The sequence below is a fragment of the Yoonia sp. R2-816 genome (assembly GCF_046762905.1).
GTDB lineage: Bacteria > Pseudomonadota > Alphaproteobacteria > Rhodobacterales > Rhodobacteraceae > Yoonia.
Genome location: NZ_JBKQXN010000093.1, coordinates 1 through 15,748 on the forward strand (window position 1 = coordinate 1; position 15,748 = coordinate 15,748).

The following is a 15,748-nucleotide window of genomic DNA, read 5'->3' on the forward strand; positions in this document are numbered from 1 at the left end:
GATATCCTCGCCCACCCCCACGGGGATCAGCGCCGTCACCCCGGTGGCCGGGTCAGCGTCGCTGTCCACACTGTCATCACCGCCCACATCCTGGCCAACCAGCACCTTGCCGTCCGCAGTCTCGGTCGGGAAGACAACCCTGTAGTCGCCCGCATCCAGGTCGTCGAACAGATAAGACCCGTCATCCGCGGTGGTCGTCGTCGCCACCTCAGCGCCATCCGCATCCAGCAGCGTCACAGGCACACCCGCCACACCCATCTCGCCATCATCAACGGCGTTGGCATTGGCATCCATAAATACAACGCCGCCAAGCGAACCAAGATTCGGTACGCCCGGAGCCCAACAGAGATCATCAACCGCACCCGAACTCGCGAGGTTAATGTCCATTTGCGTGACGCCTGCGGCATTCAGCGCAATTGTCTGCGCGCTGTTGTCGCCCGCAGCAGGAATGTCGATGACACGTATCTCGCCGTTTGCGAAGGTCAGGGTGATGTTGCTGCCCGGCCCCTCGATATCGAACACCTTGATATCGTGAAGATCGGAGGGATTGTCGAAAGCGAATGTGATCGTACCGCCGACCGCATCGTCGGGATCATCGCTGTCGTTGTCTTCGGATATGATCAGTAGATTGCCCTGACCCTCAAACGCCAGATCAGTGTCGCCACCGGTCGGATTGCCCGAGTCGAACAACATCGCATCGTTCTCATTGGTGTTGTTACGGTCGCGTTGCGCAGTAATCGTCACGCCCGCGAACTGATCGTTCACCACTGTTCCAGCGTCGAACCCTTCGAAATCGATCAGCGTAAAGCCGTCAGGACATACCTCACCATCCCGACAAAGCTCAATTTTATCAATGCGCACGAATTCGTAGCCGTCACCAGATGCTTCGATGGAAACGGTGTCACCTGGCGCCAGCTCGATTTGTGGGAAAATAATCTCTGAGAAGACCCCATTATCATTGCCACGACCATCCGTATCGGCATTCAGGGACGTCTCTGTCAGGACCTGCCCATTTACCTTGATCCTTATGGATGACTGGCCGTCACTTTCATCTTGGACAAAGAGTGACAGGTCGTATTGGCCTGCCTCACCGGCAAATGTTGTGCTGATTTCGCCGCTGCCGCCAGTATGGGACAGTCTGACCAAGCCACCATCAGACACATTGCTGGCATGACGGATATTAAACCCGGAAAGCTGCATGGTTTCCGCTTCGATCACGATGCAGTCAGGCGTGCCGCCTTCATCAACGTCCTGCACCTTTACCCAAAGCGTCTTCTCCGTCACGCCGCCCTTTCCATCATCGGCGCGGATCGTCACATCGTAAGTGTTGTCGCCTCGAAAGACATCGGTCGGATTTTCGAAGTCAGGTGGCCGCACGAAGCTGAGCGCGCCAGTATCGGGATCAATTTCGAATGCTGCACTATCGGCGCCGGGCACGATAGAAAAAGAAACGGTATCATTGTCGGCGTCAGTGGCGTCAATGTCGATGACCGCCGTAGTGTTCTCATCGACCTTAATCACCCCGTCTTCGGGAACATTCGTCAATTCTGGTGCGCTGTTTTTGGGGTCCATCGTTGGCGTGGACATCAAGTCAGCGTAGGAGATGCCGTCGCCAGTTACATTCTGAACACTTACAACCTTAAGGAGTGCTTCGGCTGGCGGTACAACGCCGACAAAGCTGAAAAAATCATCGCCCTTACCAGGCGCATTGTAATCCTCGATCTCGATTTCGACGAGCTGGTAATGCTCACCATCCGATCCGAGCAATGTAAAGATACGCTCGGCATACATATCCTTGCCACGGATGGCGTGGCCATTCACATACGCCTTTTGACTGCTATCGGTGGCCTCATCACATTTGTCACCACTGAGCTTGTCATCGTCGTCAGACACCTGCAATTCGAACCGTGCCTGCGTCGGGATATTGATCCTGTCGCCTACCCCGATCGAACAATCCCCAGCGCGTCCCTGCAACAAGTCCTGCTCTGAATATGCAAACCAGCGGTAGCTTTGACGGGTCATGGAATTGTCCTTTCTGGACGAGGGCTGACTGTGGGTTGAGAGGGTGATTTTTGGACGCAGCAGGTCATGTGCCAAAGCAGCCCGCGACAAGACGTCCCGTCAAAAACGGGGGATTGTCACAAACCGATAGGGTGGCAACCCCGCCGGGAAACTTTGAACGTAGAGATGGGGGGCTCGTTGCCCCTGTAAATCCTGACTCGCATTCCAAGCGCCCCCACGCTGATTTACACTTACTGTCTTAAGTTCTTGGAAAATTACATTATTTAGAGCGGCTCAAACTGATTCCGTCAAAACGAGCTTACGTCACTCGCCACAATCGGCGGCTTTTCGCCCGTGTCTGCGAATGGGTATTGGCGTTCAGCACGACCATTCCAGACGGCGGTGGATCGCTGATCGCTTTCCGTTTCGTCACGCCAGAGATTGAATACTCTCCTTGCTCTACCGATGCCGTGTCGTATCGCAGAACAGGGCCGTTTTGACCGCAAAATAACGGCATTCGGACGACATAGCATTTGCACGCTGCGCCCCGGACATGACAATATCAAATGTGCTAGAAATGATGGTGTTCAAAGCCGGCATTTAGCAGAGTGATGCTGGAATTTTTCCAAAATATGTATGATCAACACTGCTCAAAAAAACGGCAACCATGCGCCTGCACATGCCGCGCACCACCCAAGCCTTGACTTGAAATAGCCATTTCGCGTTGGCTGAGTGATAAGTGAGGCTTAGTCATGGTGGGAAAAATGCGATACATTCAAATGAAGATATCTGCTTCAGTCTGTTTGGCTTTAGTGCTGGCAACGTCATCTGTTTCGGCGGGTGGTCTTTCTGACGCAATCATCGAAGAACAGCAAGTCCTGGCGCCACCGGCAGCAACTGCTCCGGAAGCAACCAGAGGTAACACCCCGAACTGGGTTCTACCTGCGATTGGGCTGTTGGTGATCGGCGCCATTGCGTCTGGAGGTTCGGGGTCCGGCAGCTCAAGCGGTGGCGCTGATGAACCGCCAGCGATCATCGACGTAAAGTAGGTCACACAATGACAACCACCGACTTTTCGGGTCCGCATTATGCGAACCTCGGACGTCGGCACATCTAAGCGAACTACACATCTCGTCTCCCGGGGGGTGTTTCTGATGCTCCGCCCACTGAAAATTGGATCGTCTGAAGTTGGAGTTTTCCATTAGATTATTCTGAGTGGGTGAGGGGTTGAATCGTCTGAAAGTATCGATTTTCGCGTAGGCGCAGAAGGCGTTCATCCTGGAGCAAGGCGAGCAAGCGTCGACTGGGGCGTGTCCATCCGGAAGGCCTGGGAGGCCAACTGCTTCGATACGTCCACCTACCACTACAAGCCCCGACGTAGGGACTAGGCTGCCGTCGAGAGACGGATCAAGGAGATCGCCGAGACGCGTATGCGTTTTGGCTACACACGAGCTGCAGTCCTGGACCGCAGGCTGAACCTGTGCCTCTGAACGGGTCGGACCTGCCTTCGTTCAATGCGTTGAGAGCGCCATCACTGGCCAAGTGGTAATCGTCAAATGAGGGCTGCAAAGTGAAGGTCGCATATCTCATCGAACCACCGTCCAATTATCTGGATGAATCCGGTGCAGTCACCGGATGGGACATTGAGCTTGCCCGGCATTTACCCAATCAACTTGGCATAGAAGGCGCTGAGTTTGTTGAGGCTAAATTCGCTCAGCTTCTGCCTCGCCTCGCACTCCAGTGACTGGCAGGTGACCACCGGTCTGTTCACTTCTCCCGAACGGTGGCAGCATGCTTTGTTTAGCAGACCGATCTGTGCCTTGCCTGATGGTTTGCTTATCCGGACGAAGGATGTCTTGCCGCTAAGTAATCCGGGAGCCAGAAATGGGAGGTACTTTCTGGTTTTTCGTTGCGCCCGTGTCGGCGTCGGAACATGCAAAGAAACCGTTCACCCAGTCAATTTTGTAGGCGTCTACGAAGCGCGCTGAACGATTGCCGCCCGGATTTCGCATTCAGTCCGATCGAAAAAGCGGTCTCGCCAGAGGTTTCAATTGCCTTGACCGAGGAACAGATCAATCGAGGCGGCAATTTTGTCTTGAGTTTCTGGCGTCGTCACTGGGTCCCGATAAATGTCTTCAGTCATCACGATGGCTGTACCAGCCGTCAGCGAAACGAGGTGAAGGAAGAGGACAGCCGGATCCTCATCACTGCGCCAACCCTGTTCTTGTGCTTTGCTGATTTCCGACTTCTGGCGATTGGCAAATGCGGTCAGCATTTCCGCAAGCGTATCGGAAGCGTGGCGCATCACATCCGGATTTCGCAGGACGCGGTGCAATTCTGCGTTGTGCATCGCCCAATCGATATAGGCGAGCATCATGGCGCGCAGCCGTGCTGGACCAGGTGAATGTGCCAGTGCTGTGTCTGTAGCGGCCACCAGGTTTTCGACGCCTTCGACAGCAATGGCGTTCAACAGATCTGTTTTGGTTGGAAAATGCCGCAACGGTGCAGCGTGGCTGACCTTCAGGTCGCGCGCCAGCCCGCGAAGGGTCAGATGTTCCACGCCTTCTTCGCTCAAAGTCTCGATGGCGCGCGCGAGCAATGCCTCGCGCAGATTTCCGTGATGGTACGGCAAATTCATTCTTGTTCCTATCGTATGTTGACGGTGCCTACATTCGCCCTTATGTAGGCGGTGACTACATACGGCTTGCCGTTCGTCATGTCAACGTCTGGGCCAAGCGCATCGCAACTGCAGAAAGGATTCAAAATGACTGACCTCATACCCTCACTCCTCGCCGGCCTGCTTGGTCTCGGCTCGGGGATATTCATCGTCTTGTCGCTCATCGAAAAGCCGGTTTGGCGCCTGATGTGGGCGCCGCGATCGGCGCATGTCAGCGATGAGGAGGCGCGCAAGGTCCATGCCGTCCTGAAACGCGTCATTCACCTGCTGCCGCCCACCATGATGACGACCATGGCGACGACGTCGATCCTGATGATACTGCTGCTGATCCAAACGGATCTGTCTGCTGCTGCCTGGACTGCCGTCGGCCTGTTCTTCGTTCAACTCATCCTGATCGTGGCGCGCCTGTTCAAGGACATTCGCGGCGTCGATCAGGTGCCATCGGATGGTGAGGTCGGAGCGGTCCGCGATGGACTTGGCGCCCTGACGCTGCTGCACCATCGGGGGCTTGTGATGACGCTCACCACGCTCGTTGCCGTCATTGTCGTGCAGGCGATTTCATAACCATCCCACGCTCACCTCAAAACCAAGGAGACCACCCATGACCACCCAAACATATGGCTACCGCCGCTTCACCCCCGAAGAATACGACTTCACTGTCGATGAAGGGCTTCAGGCCGGCGACACGTACAAGGATGCGCCGCTTCAGACCCTCGACGGCGAAACGGTACGTCTGTCCGATTACGTGCAGGACAAACCGCTTGTTTTGGAAACGGGCAGCATGACTTGTCCGATGTACGCGCAAAGCGTGCCGCCCATGATGAAGCTGATCGAGAAATATCCCGAGCTGGACCACGTCCTGATGTATGTGCGCGAGGCGCATCCCGGCGAGTTGCAGCAGCAGCACCGGTCCGTGCCTGAGAAGATCAGGGCCGCCACAAAGACCAAGCGCCGTTACGGAGATGCGCGCACCATCCTCGTCGATGACGTCGACGGTGCTGCCCATCGCTTTTATGGCACGATGCCGAACTCAATCTTCGTGATTGCGCCTGATGGCAATATCCTGTTCCGCAGCATCTGGAACAACGCAGACGACATGGATGCCATCCTCGGGGCCATCGCACGCGGTGAGCCGGTGGAGTCCCGCGAGTTAAAGGCGGTTCCGCCGTTTTCTCTCCGGGCGGTTGCAACGCTCTTCATGGGCGGGTTTGTCGCGATCTGGGATTTCGTCCGCGGATTGCGCCGGCTTGTCGGCAACCACAAGAAGGTCGGCAACATGTAACTCTGGCGTCGCGGCGAAGCGAATGCTTTGCTGCGCCTTCCCAGCATTCGTCCATCGGACAATGTGCGGAAGCGCCGCACCACCCTGCGGCAACAACCGCTCCGTTTATCGGGGCAAGGCACCGTTCAAGAACAGATCGACAGCCTTACGCACATGATCTTCAATTCGGCTGCCCGGGATATCATGATCGCCGGTCATCATGGCCCTGAGCTCCATACCGCCCTTGAACATCTCCGTCAGAATGCGCGCGGCGACGCTGACATCGGGTAGAACGAGCCGATCCGCAGCCACCATTTGTTCGAAATACCCCTCAAGCTGGCCATAAAGAACGGCCGGACCCGCTGCGAAGGCACGATGCCCCAAATCCGGGCGGTCGCCGGATGCGACAATGAATTGCCGCAATGTCCGCAAGACCTCGGGCTGCAGCAATCCGTTCAGAAAATTCAGCCCAATCTGTTCCAGTTGATCGCGAACGGGTCGATCGTCAGCAATGGCGCTCGGCACGTGGGTTCGGGCCAACACTGTCTGCAACTGGTCCGTCATGACCTCTTCGAAGAGACCGTCCTTGTTGCCGAACAAGTCGTAGATATTGCGTCGTGACCCGCCGGTTCGGGCAATAATCATATCCAGCGACGTTTGCTCGAAACCTTTCTCGACGAACAAACCCCTGGCCTCATCCAGGATTTTGCGCCGGCGTGCTTCCTGTCGGGATGTCACGCGACCCTGCATTTCATCGCTCATATTTTTGCTCTCCGAAGATTTTTCTTGACTTGGTATTTATCAGTACCATATTGATGTTTCAAGTTGGTACTAAGCAATACCATTATGGGAATTCGATATGACACCTACGGTTCGGCTCACATTTATGATCGCATCAATGACCGCTCTTTCAGCTTGCTGGGAGGAGGAAGTCGCCACGCCCGAAGCGGAACCGCGTACGGTCCGGACGATCGTGGCGCAAGAAGCCGAGGCCTCGCGCACCCGGTCGTTCCCCGCCGTTCTGCAACCGCCGGAGATTACGCACCTTGCCTTTGACGTCGGCGGTCGCCTCGGGCCAATCGACCTTCGGATCGGGCAGGAGATCAGCCAAGGTGACGTCCTCGCCACAGTTGAAGCTGACGATGCGGGCCTCCGGTTAGAGCAGGCGGAAGCTGCCTTGCAAGAAGCGCAAACAACGGCACAAAGCGCCCGGGTAGATGCAGACCGGCAGGTAACGCTGTTCGAGCGGGGCGTGGCGTCGGTCGCGGCGCGTGATCGGGCGGTCGCCTTGGCAGAGCAGGCTGAGGCGCGCGTGACGCAAGCGCTCCGGAACCTGGACCTTGTGCAATCGTCCCTTGGCGACACGACGCTCAGAGCGCCGTTCGATGGGATCATAGACGGGATCAACGTACAGGCATTTGGAAGCGTGCAGCCGGGCCAACCTATCCTGACTCTCTACGAAGATACCGGTCTGCAGGCGTCGGTCCTAGTATCATTCGACGTCGTGTCGGACCTGCAGCTGGGTCAGTCGGTTCGCGTGATACCGTCTGATGGCGTGGCGCGCGAACTGCCGGCCACGCTGACGGAAATCGGGCGTCGCGCCGCGGCGGTGTCGTCATTTCCAGTTGTCGTATCTCTGGATGAGACACTGGCAGAGCTGCGCTCTGGCATGGCCGTGGCTATTGAGATTGACATGCCAATTCCGGCCGTCCAACAGGGGATCGAGGTGCCATTGTCAGCCGTTGCGTTGAACCGTGACATTGCCCTCGATAACGAGCCACGGCAGGCACAGATGTTCGTGGCGCGGCCTGAGGCGGAGGGCCTGGCAAAGATCATGCTGACGGATGTCACGCTCGGTACAGTGGTCGGTGATGACGTCTATGTCACCGAAGGTCTGTCGCCCGGCGATCTTGTGGTCACGGCTGGCGTGTCCTTCCTGAACCCTGGACAGGTCGTACGCTTGCCAGGCAAGGCAACCACTTTGACCGCAGAGGTGACCCAATGACATTCCTGACTCGTTTCGGGCTCGACAAATCGCGCCTCAGCATTCTGGTGATGATGCTCGCAGTCGCCATTGGTTTATCCGGCTATCTCAACCTTCCCAAGCGGGAAGATCCTGAGATCATCATTCGCACGGCCATTGTCACAGCTGCGAATCCCGGCCTGCGGCTCGAACAATTGGAAGAACTTGTGGCGCTCCCGCTGGAGGAAGCCGCCCGTGCCATCTCCGGCGTTGATGAGGTCCGCACGCAGCTGACGGGCGGCGTTGCTATTCTTCAGGTGGATCTCGCCGATTCCGTGGCCGAAGAGGACATCACGGGCGTCTTCGACACGATCCGCAATGACATGGAAGGTTTGGCCGGGGGCCTGCCCGAAGGTACCCGCGGACCGATCGTTAACACAGATTTTGGGGCCGTAGCCGTGGCGACTGTTGCGATAACGGGTGACGGCTTTACTCTATCAGCGGTCGAGGATGCGGCCAAGGACCTGCGCGACAGGCTCTACGCACTCGACGATGTTGCAGGCGTATCGCTTTATGGCACGCAACAACAGGTTGTGACACTTGAAGTGGACAGGGACCGGCTCGCGGCACTTGGCGCGACACTCAACCCAGTGCTTGCCGCCTTACGGGGTCAGAATGTACGCTTGCCTGCGGGAACGGTGGTCACCGGCGACGCCCGCGTGCCGTTGGAGACCACGGGTGATTTTCGGTCGGTTGAAGACATCGAAAACCTGCTGGTGGAATTGCCTATCGCGGGCCAGGGCAATCAACTTATCCGGCTGGGTGATCTGGTCACGGTTTCCCTCGAAACCGAAGAGCCCGCTTCGCGACCAGTCTATCAGGCCGGACAGCCGGCCATCGTGCTTGCGGTTGAAATGGCCAGAGGCGTCGACATCACCGCCCGCGGCCCGGAATTGCAGCACGTGATCGATGGCTTTGCACAGGACCAGCCTATCGGGATGGAGGCGACGATCAGCACCTTCCAACCCGACGTCGTCGAGGCTTCCGTCAATGGCGCGCTGGTGAACATGGCGCAGACGATTGCGGTCGTGTTTGTCGTGATGCTGTTGTTTCTGGGGCTCAAGACGGCGCTGGTCGTCGCCGCAGTGGTGCCTTTGGCAATCAGCTTTTCCTTTGCCCTGATGCCCAGTGTCGGTGTGGAGCTCCAGCAGGTGTCCATAGCTGCGATCATCATCAGCCTTGGCATCCTTGTCGATAATGGCGTTGTCATGATTGAGGATATGCAAAACCGTATCTCGAAAGGCGAAGATCGCCGCAACGCCGCTCTTGCAGCCAGTAAGCAGTTCGCCCTTCCGCTCGGTATCGCCTCAACGGTGACGGTTGCCGCGTTCCTTCCGTTGTTTCTGCTTGAAGGAACAGAGGGGCAATACGGCTACTCGCTTGGCACGGTCGTCATGCTGATGCTCGTTGGCAGCTACCTGTCGGCGCTTTACCTGCTGCCGCGCCTGGCTGTCTGGGCCATCCCAACGCCGAAAGGCGAAAGCAAAAAGGGCGGCCCGTTCGATTACTTGTCGGCGGGATATGCCATGCTTGTGCGTGGTGTCGTGCGCCTGCCACTCATCGCCATTGCTGTCGTGATCGCCATTGTGGTGGCAGGAGCCAGCCAGATGGGCAACGTGCGCCAGCAGCTGTTTCCGCTCAGCGAGCGGGCTCAGATCCTCGCTTACATCGACCTACCGCGGGGCAGTGACATTGCGGCGACCGAGACCACGACACTCGATCTGACGAATTGGCTGACCGGGCCGACCAACCCCGAGGTTGTAGGCGTTACCAGTTATGTCGGTGCAGGCGGGCCGCGTTTCGTGTTGTCCCTCGATCCTGCGGATACCGATCCGGCCTCTGCCTTCATGATCATCAACACATCGGACTTCGAAAGCTCGGGCGCTGTGCTTGAACGCGCCCGTGCCCATGTGGCGGCAGAAATGCCCGGCGCTAGTGTCCGGCTGAAACGGCTTGCGATGGGCGGACGTGAACCCAGCGTGGATGTCGAGATTTCCGGCCCTGATGCCGACCGCCTTCTTGATGCGGCCCTGCAGGTCAGGGCAGCCTTTGGCGAGGTGCCCGGATTGATCCAAAACCGCGAAGACTGGGGCGGGCGGCAGCTGACTGGCACGATCGAGATCGCACAGGACCGCATCCGCGAATACGGTCTGACCTCGCAGGACGTGGCGGATACGCTGGAAACCTTTTTTGATGGACGCGAATTTAGCACACTGCGTCAGGGCGACGATCTGATCCCTATCGTGCTGCGCGGCGCACCGAACGACCGGACGGATTTCGAGGCCATCGCGAATGCGGGTGTGGAGGCGAACGGGCAAATTCTTTCGCTCGACCAGTTCGCTAACGTCCTACCACGCCCCGAGATTGCCACGCTACGCCGTGTCGACCAACGCCGCACGATCATCGTGTCTGCCATCCCGGAAGCCATGTCCGCCTATGACTTGCTGGACCGCGTTCAGCCGGAGCTGGACCGAATTGCCGCCGATCTCGGACCGGCCTTCAGCATCCACATCGGCGGAGAGCTTGAAGCGGCGGGAGATGTGCGGGAGCTGTTGGGCGCGGGCATGCCCGTGGCTGGAATCGTGATGGTGCTGGCCCTGATGATCCAATTCAATAGCTTCCGCCGCGTTGGTATTACTCTGGCGGCTGTGCCGCTGGTGATCGCCGGGGTTGGCCCCACACTGATTGCCACCGGCCAGCCGCTGAGCTTTTTCGGCATCCTCGGGCTTTTGGCGCTGACCGGGATCATCGCAAACAACGTCATCGTCTTGATTGACCAGATTGACCTCGAGCGCGCCGACAAGTCGCTTGACGACGCCATTGTCGAGGCGGCGCGTAAGCGGTTGCGCCCCATCCTACTCACGTCGCTGACGACCGTAATCGGGCTTGCTCCCATGGCAATTGCCGGCGGGGCCCTTTGGGAACCCATGGCCACACTCATGATCGGCGGTCTGGGTGTTGCAGCCCTGTTGGCTTTGATCTGGGTTCCGGCACTTTATCGCCTCTCTTTCGCCCGTGAAGCGGATCCCGGTCGGGCAAGAGTCATCAGAACAGCCGCATAGCTCGGGCCAAGTAAGACATCTCAAACGCCTAGAAGCTCCAGCGGATTACAAAAAGGAAATGTCATGCAAACATCCGGTGCTAATAAACGCTCTATGCTCAGAGCCTCCATACTCCTGCTATTGATTGGGATCGCCTTTGTCATCCAACGCCCCGAAGCCAGCGGCGAAGTCTTGGTTGCGGATCTTTAGAAGGTCGATATTTGACATGGGGTGTCTCCGGTTTGCTTGGGGGTGAAGCGATGCGCCGCATCAGGCGGATTTCAGATGTGTCACTGCGCTGTGTTGTGGGACGTGCGTTTGTGCCCATTCTTCAGATTCTTGGCTGAAGCGGGGCTGTCTGTTTTGCACGTAGTCACGATCACTTTGCACCTTCGCGAGGTCCAAGGCGGGCATTGCCAAAATCTTTAGGAACCCGAAGAACGCTGCCAGTCGTCGCCTGACGCTGGGTTGCAGGTTGGGATTGGCGGCAACATAGCGCCGCACGATGTCCTCGAAGGCTTCGGGTTCGCTCCCGCCAACAATCGCCACATCCTCGGTTGGTGCGTTCACCGCAAAGCTGCCGCGACGATACTCGTTGGCATAAAGCGCGAGTTGGGACACCGCCGCTTCTGAATAATTCGATGGAGGGTTTGCCCGCAGCGCCTTGGTCATCATTTTCTCGGAAATGTCCCGATATTTGACCTTGCGCCCCAACGCCCGCCCCATGGCCGCAGCAATCTCGTTTGGGGACAAAAGCTCCGGGCCGGTCGGGCGATAGCGTTTGCCTGCATGGGATTGAGGATCAAGAAGTGAGGCGACTACAACCCGCGCGATGTCTTCGTTACTGGGGGGTGCGTTTTTCTTCTCATCGCCGTGCCCGAGTGGCATCGTGAACATGCCAAGATGGGCTGCAGCATCAAGGACCATCAGGTAGTTATCGGCGAACCAGCCAGGATCCACGGATGTGATGGTTGTGTTCGGCGACAAGCGCGCCAGCGCATCCGACAAATAGACTTCGCGCGTAAACAGCGACGGGTGGTCGGCGCTGGTCAGCCATTGGCCAAGTGTAACCGCATGTTCGAGCTTTGCTTCCGCCGCCGCCACTGTGAAGGCTGCATTGAAATGCAGCCCGTTTGGCGCCGTCGGTGCGCATTGATAAGCACGCTGCACATCTTGCATCGCTTTTCGCAAGTCAGACACGTCATACTGGTTGCCAACAAATACATCTGCGCCGGCGCGCCTTAATGTTTCGGCCCGGTGGTCGTTGCGATGCACAAACGCGCGGACCGGCACGCCCTTCTCCAGCAGTTGAAGCGCTACGGGCAAACCGGTTTTCCCGGCACTACTTGTGACAAGGACTTTTGGATGTGTTGACATGGGGGAGCCTCGGTTTCATATGGTCATTAGAGAATTAAAGTATTCACTTTAAAAATTAAAGTAACGTTTGTGTGAGGTCAATATGGCGAAACCGCGGTCCTACAAATTGCTCTGCCCGATTGCGCGCGGCCTAGATCGGGTTGGCGACCGTTGGACGCTGCTGATCTTGCGCGATTTGCATGCCGGTCCGGCCCGTTTCACGGATTTGCAGCGCGGTCTGACAGGCATTGCCGCCAACCTTTTGACAGAACGGCTGGCAAAGCTGGTCGAGGATGGTCTTGCGCGGAAAATCCAAGGTCCCCACGCAACGACGCTTTATGAATTGACGGACCTCGGACGCAGAACGCGCACCCTGATCTTTGAACTGGCGATGTTCGGTGCTCTGTTCTCGCCGGAAGACGAAATTGTCGATCCCGGCAATCTGAGAACCGTTGCTGTCACATTGGGTTCTGCCGCCAAGAAGGTCGCAGTCGGCGATCTGAATGTGGTGGCCAGCTTTGTTGTCGATGGGGAAGAGATGGAAGTGAAAGCCCAAGGAGGACCCGCATCGGTGTCCTACTGGCCCGCAACTGATCCAGATGTCGTTTTGCGAACAAGCTACAAGGCGTTGATAGCCCTCTCGGAAGGCGAAATCGCCGAGCAGGCCTTCGCACAAGACCACTGCCAGCTCGAGGTGCACGTGCCCGGGAAAGAAAATGACCTGTTTCGGCTATTCTCTCTGATCCTAGCTGTGTTCAAGACGAGTTAAGCGTAACAGAGAAATCCTTATTGCCGTTCGTACAACACTCCTTGGGCGGGCAAAGCGGCTTTTCCTGGGGAGCGGATTTCGCCGAAGCAGTCGTTCGAGCGATCTGCAGCATTGGTCAATTTGGGCTCATGGACGAAGCCGCTCGCGCGGCATTGGCGTTTTTGGCTGATGTTTCGCATTTTTCCTGACGTCGCGCATTTTGTGAACTGACGAACCTGTCCGACGATTGAGGCTTTCTCAGTCGACAGAGGAGGTTCCGATGACAGAGGAGAGAACCACGCCGCTGCGTGAGCGGATGATCGAGGATATGCGCATTCGGGGTCTGCGGCAGCAATCTCAACAAGCGCACATCCGGGCGGTGAAGCATTTCGCCGGGTTTCTGGGGCGCTCGCCCGATACGGCCACGACGGAAGACCTGCGTTCGTATCAGCTTCACATGACGGATGCCGGGGTCACGCCCTCGGTCTACAACGCGCGCATTACCGCCCTGCGCTTCTTTTTCTCGATGACCTGTGGTCGCGAGGAGATGAAGCGGTACATGCAGTTCCGCACGCAGCCGCGCAAATTGCCCGCGGTGCTCAGCGCCGAGGAAGTTTCCGAGCTTCTGGCGGTGGCACCCGGACCCGGGCTCAAGTACCGCGCCGCGCTCAGCATTTCCTACGGTGCCGGTTTGCGCGCTTCCGAGGTTTGCAATCTTACCACCGGGGATATCGATAGCGACCGGATGCTGATCCATGTCGTGCAGGGCAAGGGGCGGAAGGATCGCAAGGTCATGCTGTCGCCCGATCTGCTCGATCTTCTGCGGGACTACTGGTGCGAGGCACGCCCCGAGGGGTGGCTTTTTCCCGGCAAGCCAAAGATCAACCCGATCTCGCCGCGCCAGTTGAACCGGGCTTTCACATCGGCCAAACGCATGGCCGGGATCAACAAGCCCGCAACGCTGCACACGCTGCGGCACAGCTTCACCACTCATCTGTTGGAAGCTGGCACGGATGTGCGGGTGATCCAGGTGCTGCTTGGCCATGCCAAACTGACGACCACGGCTCAGTATACCAAAGTCGCCACCAAGATGATCCGTGACACAACGAGCCCGTTTGAAGCCCTCAAACAGTTGAACCTGCAGACCCGCAAGAAGCGACCGGGGTAAGGCGCGGGCATTGCCCCGCGCAAAGCTGGAGGTCGCTGACATATTCCGCAAGTATGGCCCCGCGTGGCGGCGGGCCAATGCCGGGCATGTCAGCCTCAGCCAGCTCAAGGTGATGTCAGCCATAGAGGCCTGCCGAACCGAGGCGCTCGGCGGGCATGTGGCGGCTTGCACCAAGTGTGATCACCAGCATATCGCGTACAACAGTTGCAAGAACCGGCATTGTCCGAAGTGTCAGGGACCTGCGGCACGCGACTGGATGGCAGCACGGGCCGAAGACCTGCTGCCGGTCGAGTATTTCCACGTCGTCTTCACGCTGCCAGCCGAGATTGCCCGCGTTGCCCTTTGGAACAAGCGGACCATCTACGGCCTGCTGTTCCGGGCTTCAGCGGAGACGATCATGACCATCACGGCCGATCCCAGGCGGCTTGGTGCTCGTGTTGGCATGACCAGTGTCTTGCATACCTGGGGCTCGGCAATGACACATCATCCCCACATCCACATGATCGTCCCCGGCGGTGGCCTGTCGCGCGACGGTAGCAAATGGGTGGCGTGCAAGCCGGGCTTCTTTCTGCATGTCCGGGTGCTGGCACGTCTATTCCGTCGGCTGTTTGTTGAAGGGCTGATGGCGCTGCATCGGACCGGGCAGCTTGCTTTCTTCGGCGACCTGACCAAGCTGGCGGACGCTGAAGCCTTCGCCGCGTATCTCGCTCCGCTGCGCAAAACCGAATGGGTGGTCTATGCCAAACCGCCCTTGGGAGGACCCGAGCAGGTGCTGGCCTATCTCAGCCGCTATACCCATCGCGTCGCGATCTCGAACAGCCGCCTCCTCAGCGCTGATGCCGATACCGTGGCCTTCCGTTGGAAGGACTACCGGGTCAAGTCTGGGGACCGCATGAAGGTTATGCGGCTCGACACCCACGAGTTCATCCGCCGGTTCCTGATGCATGTTCTACCTGACGGCTTTCACCGCATCCGCCACTATGGCTTACTGGCTTCCGCACAGCGCAAGGTCAATATCGCAAAAGTCCGCGTCCTGATCGGGGCAAGCGCACCAGAGCAGGCACCATCGTCCGAGGATGATCCCGCACCACTCACATTGCGGGAGCCATGCCCATGTTGCGGTGGCTCGATGCGCATTATTGAAACGTTCCGACGTGGCCAGGTTCCCCGATCCCGCGCTCCACCAAGGGAACAGGCCGCATGACGAAACGCCCATTCATCCCATCCATTGCAGACCGGTTGGCTCAGCCAAACCGATCAAACGCCTTTGTGCGCAGCGAACCGGGAAGTCGCGTTAAAGGCGCAAACCGCCAGCAACCCGGGTCAAATCCAAGGCAAACACGCCGGTGGAAAGCGAAAACGATCGTCTTCAATCCCCACACCAACGCACCCGCGGCAGCCTCAGATCCAACCGGCAGCACACTTTCCCCATAGACACCGCCAACCCCCGCGGCTTCCACCCTGAGAGATTTT

14 protein-coding genes are annotated in these 15,748 nt (G+C 57.9%); 9 read left to right on the plus strand and 5 right to left on the minus strand.

Annotation, left to right across the window (positions count from 1 at the left end; translation table 11 throughout):
- A partial coding sequence (locus ACFWW2_RS01685) for an SdrD B-like domain-containing protein (protein ID WP_393925629.1) occupies window positions 1-2,022 on the minus strand: 2,022 nt, incomplete at its 3' end.
- Between the two features lie 731 nt (window positions 2,023-2,753).
- On the opposite strand from ACFWW2_RS01685, the gene ACFWW2_RS01690 reads away from it, so the two are divergent.
- A complete protein-coding gene (locus ACFWW2_RS01690) occupies window positions 2,754-3,050 on the plus strand; it encodes a hypothetical protein (RefSeq protein WP_393925630.1) in 297 nt (98 codons plus the stop codon).
- 521 nt (window positions 3,051-3,571) lie between these two features.
- Complete coding sequence (locus tag ACFWW2_RS01695) at window positions 3,572-3,745, plus strand: transporter substrate-binding domain-containing protein (RefSeq protein ID WP_393925631.1); 174 nt, start codon at window positions 3,572-3,574, stop codon at window positions 3,743-3,745.
- A 303-nt stretch (window positions 3,746-4,048) separates the two neighbouring features.
- On the opposite strand, the gene ACFWW2_RS01700 is transcribed toward ACFWW2_RS01695, so the two are convergent.
- Window positions 4,049-4,639 carry a TetR/AcrR family transcriptional regulator gene (locus ACFWW2_RS01700; protein WP_393925632.1) on the minus strand — a complete coding sequence of 197 codons (591 nt, stop codon included), beginning with the start codon at window positions 4,637-4,639 and terminating at the stop codon, window positions 4,049-4,051.
- Between the two features lie 126 nt (window positions 4,640-4,765).
- Between ACFWW2_RS01700 and ACFWW2_RS01705 the strand changes: the two genes are divergently transcribed.
- Window positions 4,766-5,242 carry a hypothetical protein gene (locus ACFWW2_RS01705; RefSeq protein WP_393925633.1) on the plus strand — a complete coding sequence of 159 codons (477 nt, stop codon included), beginning with the start codon at window positions 4,766-4,768 and terminating at the stop codon, window positions 5,240-5,242.
- A 37-nt stretch (window positions 5,243-5,279) separates the two neighbouring features.
- Window positions 5,280-5,960, plus strand: coding sequence for a deiodinase-like protein (locus ACFWW2_RS01710; protein WP_393925634.1), 681 nt, complete (start codon window positions 5,280-5,282; stop codon window positions 5,958-5,960).
- 105 nt (window positions 5,961-6,065) lie between these two features.
- Here the strand turns inward: ACFWW2_RS01710 and ACFWW2_RS01715 are convergent, their stop codons facing one another.
- Window positions 6,066-6,701: a TetR/AcrR family transcriptional regulator gene (locus ACFWW2_RS01715; protein ID WP_393925635.1), complete on the minus strand. Its 636-nt coding sequence runs from the start codon at window positions 6,699-6,701 to the stop codon at window positions 6,066-6,068.
- Between the two features lie 136 nt (window positions 6,702-6,837).
- Between ACFWW2_RS01715 and ACFWW2_RS01720 the strand changes: the two genes are divergently transcribed.
- Window positions 6,838-7,944: an efflux RND transporter periplasmic adaptor subunit gene (locus tag ACFWW2_RS01720; protein ID WP_393925636.1), complete on the plus strand. Its 1,107-nt coding sequence runs from the start codon at window positions 6,838-6,840 to the stop codon at window positions 7,942-7,944.
- Window positions 7,941-11,024: an efflux RND transporter permease subunit gene (locus tag ACFWW2_RS01725; protein WP_393925637.1), complete on the plus strand. Its 3,084-nt coding sequence runs from the start codon at window positions 7,941-7,943 to the stop codon at window positions 11,022-11,024. The genes ACFWW2_RS01720 and ACFWW2_RS01725 overlap by 4 nt, the downstream gene beginning before the upstream one ends.
- 249 nt (window positions 11,025-11,273) lie before the next feature.
- Here the strand turns inward: ACFWW2_RS01725 and ACFWW2_RS01730 are convergent, their stop codons facing one another.
- The gene (locus ACFWW2_RS01730; protein ID WP_393925638.1) at window positions 11,274-12,380 is read right to left on the minus strand and encodes an NmrA family NAD(P)-binding protein; all 1,107 of its coding nucleotides are present in this window, start codon (window positions 12,378-12,380) and stop codon (window positions 11,274-11,276) included.
- Between the two features lie 82 nt (window positions 12,381-12,462).
- Here ACFWW2_RS01730 and ACFWW2_RS01735 point away from each other — a divergent pair, with 82 nt between their 5' ends.
- The 3 genes from ACFWW2_RS01735 (at window position 12,463) to ACFWW2_RS01745 (ending at window position 15,479) form a co-directional block, all read left to right on the plus strand.
- The gene (locus tag ACFWW2_RS01735; protein ID WP_393925639.1) at window positions 12,463-13,128 is read left to right on the plus strand and encodes a winged helix-turn-helix transcriptional regulator; all 666 of its coding nucleotides are present in this window, start codon (window positions 12,463-12,465) and stop codon (window positions 13,126-13,128) included.
- A gap of 259 nt (window positions 13,129-13,387) precedes the next feature.
- Complete coding sequence (locus ACFWW2_RS01740; protein ID WP_393925640.1) at window positions 13,388-14,275, plus strand: tyrosine-type recombinase/integrase; 888 nt, start codon at window positions 13,388-13,390, stop codon at window positions 14,273-14,275.
- Window positions 14,276-14,285: 10 nt separating this feature from the next.
- On the plus strand, window positions 14,286-15,479 hold the full coding sequence (locus ACFWW2_RS01745) for an IS91 family transposase (RefSeq protein WP_393925641.1): 1,194 nt from the start codon (window positions 14,286-14,288) through the stop codon (window positions 15,477-15,479).
- Window positions 15,480-15,519: 40 nt separating this feature from the next.
- Here ACFWW2_RS01745 and ACFWW2_RS01750 read toward each other — a convergent pair.
- Window positions 15,520-15,748: hypothetical protein (locus ACFWW2_RS01750; protein ID WP_393925642.1), on the minus strand; the 229-nt coding region annotated here is incomplete at its 5' end.

Excerpts from the sequence above, each read along its gene's own strand:
- ACFWW2_RS01690 (WP_393925630.1), top strand. The coding sequence starts at position 2,754 with ATGGTGGGAAAAATGCGATACATTCAAATGAAGATATCTGCTTCAGTC.
- ACFWW2_RS01700 (WP_393925632.1), bottom strand. The coding sequence starts at position 4,639 with ATGAATTTGCCGTACCATCACGGAAATCTGCGCGAGGCATTGCTCGCG.
- ACFWW2_RS01705 (WP_393925633.1), top strand. The coding sequence starts at position 4,766 with ATGACTGACCTCATACCCTCACTCCTCGCCGGCCTGCTTGGTCTCGGC.
- ACFWW2_RS01710 (WP_393925634.1), top strand. The coding sequence starts at position 5,280 with ATGACCACCCAAACATATGGCTACCGCCGCTTCACCCCCGAAGAATAC.
- ACFWW2_RS01715 (WP_393925635.1), bottom strand. The coding sequence starts at position 6,701 with ATGAGCGATGAAATGCAGGGTCGCGTGACATCCCGACAGGAAGCACGC.
- ACFWW2_RS01720 (WP_393925636.1), top strand. The coding sequence starts at position 6,838 with ATGACCGCTCTTTCAGCTTGCTGGGAGGAGGAAGTCGCCACGCCCGAA.
- ACFWW2_RS01725 (WP_393925637.1), top strand. The coding sequence starts at position 7,941 with ATGACATTCCTGACTCGTTTCGGGCTCGACAAATCGCGCCTCAGCATT.
- ACFWW2_RS01730 (WP_393925638.1), bottom strand. The coding sequence starts at position 12,380 with ATGTCAACACATCCAAAAGTCCTTGTCACAAGTAGTGCCGGGAAAACC.
- ACFWW2_RS01735 (WP_393925639.1), top strand. The coding sequence starts at position 12,463 with ATGGCGAAACCGCGGTCCTACAAATTGCTCTGCCCGATTGCGCGCGGC.
- ACFWW2_RS01740 (WP_393925640.1), top strand. The coding sequence starts at position 13,388 with ATGACAGAGGAGAGAACCACGCCGCTGCGTGAGCGGATGATCGAGGAT.